Origin of the sequence: Pseudoalteromonas sp. SG43-7 (assembly GCF_014164295.1) — a bacterium.
Taxonomy (GTDB): domain Bacteria; phylum Pseudomonadota; class Gammaproteobacteria; order Enterobacterales; family Alteromonadaceae; genus Pseudoalteromonas; species Pseudoalteromonas rhizosphaerae.
Genome location: NZ_JACJEY010000110.1, coordinates 1 through 4,370, shown reverse-complemented (window position 1 = coordinate 4,370; position 4,370 = coordinate 1). Strand labels below are relative to the sequence as shown.

Sequence of the window (4,370 nt, the reverse complement as noted above, 5' to 3'; positions counted from 1 at the left end):
CTTTTACCTTTTACCTTTTACCTTTTACCTTCAGTCTACTTTTATACAGGCATAAAAAAACCGCTTAATCAGCGGTTTTTATCAAACAATTACATATTACTTAATAACACGTAAGTGTGAGCCTTTTTTCTTTTCAGGCTTAGAAGGAGCTGGCTCGTCAGGTAATAATTCATCTGCGATATCAACACTTTCTAACTCAGCTGCAAACTCGTCTTCATCTTCTAAAAACTCATCTGCAGTAAACACAGTGCCTTCACCGTTTTCGCGGGCATAGATCGCAAGCACGGCACCAATTGGCACGTATACTTGCATTGGCTGACCACCAAAGCGGGCACTAAAGCTTAACTGCTGATTATCCATTGAGAATTGTGTGACAGCTGATGGGCTAATATTCAACACAATTTGTCCATCTTGAACAAACTGTGTTGGTATTTGCACGGCTGGAAAATCAGCATTAACCACTAAATGCGGTGTACACTGATTATCAACAATCCAATCAAAGAAAGCACGAAGTAAATAAGGACGATTAGGCGTCATTACAAACGGATCTCGCGCTCAGTTTCAGTAAGAGAAGCTTGGAATGATTCACGCTCAAATAAACGGATCATATATTCTTTCATCTCTTTAGAACCTGCACCAGTTAGCTCAATACCAAGCTCTGGTAAACGCCATAGTAATGGTGCTAAGTAACAATCAACTAAACTAAACTCTTCACTCATAAAGTAAGGAGCTTCAGTAAAGATTGCTGAAACAGCAAGTAAAGCTTCTGTTAGTTCTTTACGCGCTTGCGCTGATTCAGCGCCATTAGCATAAATTTTAGCAGCAAGGCTGTACCAATCTGTGTCGATGCGATGCATCATTAAACGGCTGCGGCCACGCATTACCGGATAAACAGGCATTAGTGGAGGGTGAGGAAAACGTTCATCAAGGTATTCCATGATGATGTTTGCCTGATATAAACCAAGCTCACGGTCAATCAGTGTTGGCACTGTACCGTAAGGGTTAATTTCATGAAGTGCTTCTGGCAGGTTGTCCTTTTCGGCCAGATGAATATCTACACTTACGCCTTTTTCAGCAAGTACAATGCGTACTTGATGGCTATACATACAGTTAGCACCAGAAAAAAGGGTCATTACAGGGCGCTTATTGGCAGCTACGGCCATGCCTACCTCCATTAAATAACAAAAACAGCAAAAGGGGCTTAAGCCCCTATTGCAAAATTACCTTTAAATATGTTCAAAATTAATGAACATCTCTCCAGTATTCTTTCTTCAACATGAATGCCAAGATAAATAGGATAACTAAGAATCCGATAACCTTGATACCTAACGCTTCTGATTCAAGACGTGAAGGTTCACCCACGTACTCAAGGAAGTTAGTTAAGTCACGAGCCGCTTGATCGTACTCGTCTACACTCATTTCGCCAGTCCCATCTGTTTCAGTACCAATAACTTTAGTCACAGTGTGACCATGTTCTTCGACTTCTTCAGTAATAGGCGTTGGTAAACCTTGCAGTTCTTGCAAAACGTGAGGCATACCTACCGATGGGAAAACAATATTGTTAACTCCAAACGGACGAGATTCATCTTTATAAAATGACTTTAAGTACGTGTAAATATAATCCGGAGATTTTACACGTGCAATTAGAGTTAGATCCGGCGGAGCCGCACCAAACCATTTTGCTGCATCATCTTTAGTAATTGCGTTAGTGATATGGCTACCAACTTTTGAACCGTCAAAAATTAACTGCTCAAGGCCAACGGCTGTTGGAATACCGATATCACGGAAAGTACGCTCATAACGCTGATACTGCATTTGGTGACAACCAAGACAGTAGTTCATGAACAACTTTGCACCACGTTGCAACGAAGGCTGATCAGTTAGGTCATTACCGGCTTCCATTAATGGAACCGATGGACCTGCCGCCATTGCCGGCAATACGTTTATTGATAAAGCAAATAAACCGATAATTAGCTTTTTCATCATTTCGTTAACCTCTCTGGCAATGGCTTAGTTTTTTCATTCTTACTGTATACAAACAACAGTACGAAGAACATAAAGTAAGTCACAGTACAGATTTGTGAAATGATCGTCTTCATATCAGTTTGTGGAGTTGCACCCACCCAACCAAGAAGCACGAAAGTAACAACAAAACCTGCGATGTTCCATTTATGGAAGCCACAACGGTAACGAACCGATTTCACTGTGCCACGGTCAAGCCAAGGTAATAACGCCAGCACTACAATCGATGCACCCATCGCAGCAACACCAATTAGTTTATCTGGGATTGCACGTAAGATTGCATAGAATGGCGTAAAGTACCAAACTGGGAAAATATGTTCAGGTGTTTTAAGTGGGTTTGCCGCTTCAAAGTTTGGTCCTTCAAGGAAGAAACCATTCATCGCAGGCATAAAGAACACCACCCAACAAAACAAGATTAAGAAACCAACCACACCCACAATATCTTTTACTGTGTAATAAGGATGGAACGGAATCGCATCAACAATATCTTTCTTGTCAGTGTAATACTCATGGAATTTAAATTTAGGCTTATCTTCTTCAGCAACAGAGCCTTTCTTACGCTTGATCTCAACACCGTCAGGGTTATTTGAACCCACTTCGTGCAGTGCCACAATGTGTAAGAATACTAAAATTACGATAACCAATGGTAAAGCAATAACATGTAATGCAAAGAAGCGGTTAAGCGTTGCACCTGATATTACATAATCACCACGGATCCAAAGTGTTAAGTCATCACCAATAACCGGAATAGCCCCGAATAGTGAAATGATTACCTGTGCACCCCAGAATGACATTTGACCCCATGGTAATAAGTAACCCATGAATGCTTCAGCCATTAACGCTAAGAAGATAAACATACCGAATAACCACAGTAATTCACGTGGTTTTTGGTAAGAACCGTAGATCATGCCACGGAACATATGCATATATACAACGATGAAAAACGCTGATGCACCTGTTGAGTGCAAATAACGTAGTAACCAGCCGTATTCTACATCACGCATGATGTATTCTACTGAAGCGAATGCGCCCTCAGAAGACGGAACAAAGTTCATCGTTAACCAAATCCCGGTAAGAATTTGGTTTACTAGTACTAACATGGCCAATGAGCCAAAGAAATACCAGAAGTTAAAGTTTTTCGGTGCTGGATACTGTGCAATATGCATGTTCCAAACACGTGTCATTGGGATACGGTCGTCTATCCAACCAATAATTTTACCGAACATTAGGCTACCCCTTTTTCTTCGCCCACTAAAATAGTGGTATCATCAAGAAATGTGTAAGGTGGTATTTCTAAGTTTAACGGGGCAGGTACCGATTTAAATACACGGCCAGCCATATCAAATTTAGAACCGTGACATGGACAGTAGAAACCATCATCTGTTCCCTCAACCTTTTCACCAAAATTACCTTGGAAAAAGCCAGGTGAACACCCTAAATGCGTACAAATACCTACCGCGAGAAATATCTCAGGGCGTAATGAACGGAAATCATTGGTTGATGATTCTAATTGTTGTGGCTCTTGCGATTGCGGATCACGAAGTTGACCTTCGTGTTCTTTCATCTGCTCAAGCATTTTAGGGGTTCGTGATACAACCCATACAGGTTTACCACGCCACTCGACACGTATTAATTGTCCCGGCTCAAGTTTGCTGATATCTACTTCTACAGGCGCACCCGCAGATTTAGCTCGCTCACTTGGATTCCAAGACGCAATAAAAGGAACAGCAGCCCCAGCCGCACCAACACCACCTACAACAGAGGTAGCTATGGTTAAAAAGCGACGTCGGCCATTGTCTACAGGCGCATTGCTCATCCACTTATCTCCACTATGATTCTCAACACTTGCTATATTGAGAACATCAGTTACAGCAGGTTAATTTTTCGAAATTTTAAAATAGAAGCGATCATAATTAAAACCCTTGATTAAAACAAGGTTATTAACAGCCTCATGCTCGAATAATCCCGACTTTATCAACTAATTGACTAAGTTAGCTCGAGCATAGAGCCGTTTCTATGATATGACTTTTACAAAAACAATATACTGACCAAGATCAACCTCACTAAAAGGAAGCAGATAAACTGCACATGGTGCTGTTGAACTCACTCACATTACTTGCCAGACAATTGTAGCAAAAAAATTCATCAATTAACTGACGGATTTACACTTATTACGATAATTATTGAACTTTTTTTAAAGTTATACGCAACAAAGGCAGTAGCAGGTTAATTATTAGCCGCATATTTGATACGAGTTTGCTGGTTACTTATTAAAAGTGCGAGTTTGCTTATGTCTGATAAAAAGTGCGAGTTTACTTATGTCGATAAAAAGTGCGAGTTTGCTTATG

At 40.7% G+C, this 4,370-nt stretch carries 5 protein-coding genes; all 5 read right to left on the bottom strand.

The genetic code is table 11. The annotated features are described in order from the left end of the window. Positions 1 to 96: 96 nt before the first annotated feature. Positions 97 to 537 (bottom strand): ClpXP protease specificity-enhancing factor, encoded by a 441-nt coding sequence (locus H5200_RS22785; protein WP_145236812.1) that lies wholly within the window; start codon positions 535 to 537, stop codon positions 97 to 99. After that, on the bottom strand, positions 537 to 1,163 hold the full coding sequence (gene sspA, locus H5200_RS22780; protein WP_064667929.1) for a stringent starvation protein SspA: 627 nt from the start codon (positions 1,161 to 1,163) through the stop codon (positions 537 to 539). The genes H5200_RS22785 and sspA overlap by 1 nt, the downstream gene beginning before the upstream one ends. A gap of 79 nt (positions 1,164 to 1,242) precedes the next feature. Continuing rightward, positions 1,243 to 1,986: a cytochrome c1 gene (locus H5200_RS22775; protein ID WP_182719666.1), complete on the bottom strand. Its 744-nt coding sequence runs from the start codon at positions 1,984 to 1,986 to the stop codon at positions 1,243 to 1,245. Beyond that, on the bottom strand, positions 1,983 to 3,248 hold the full coding sequence (locus H5200_RS22770) for a cytochrome b N-terminal domain-containing protein (RefSeq protein WP_149980603.1): 1,266 nt from the start codon (positions 3,246 to 3,248) through the stop codon (positions 1,983 to 1,985). The genes H5200_RS22775 and H5200_RS22770 overlap by 4 nt, the downstream gene beginning before the upstream one ends. Further along, positions 3,248 to 3,838 carry a ubiquinol-cytochrome c reductase iron-sulfur subunit gene (gene petA, locus H5200_RS22765; RefSeq protein ID WP_182719667.1) on the bottom strand — a complete coding sequence of 197 codons (591 nt, stop codon included), beginning with the start codon at positions 3,836 to 3,838 and terminating at the stop codon, positions 3,248 to 3,250. Before petA ends, H5200_RS22770 begins: the two co-directional genes overlap by 1 nt. Positions 3,839 to 4,370 lie beyond the last annotated feature (532 nt).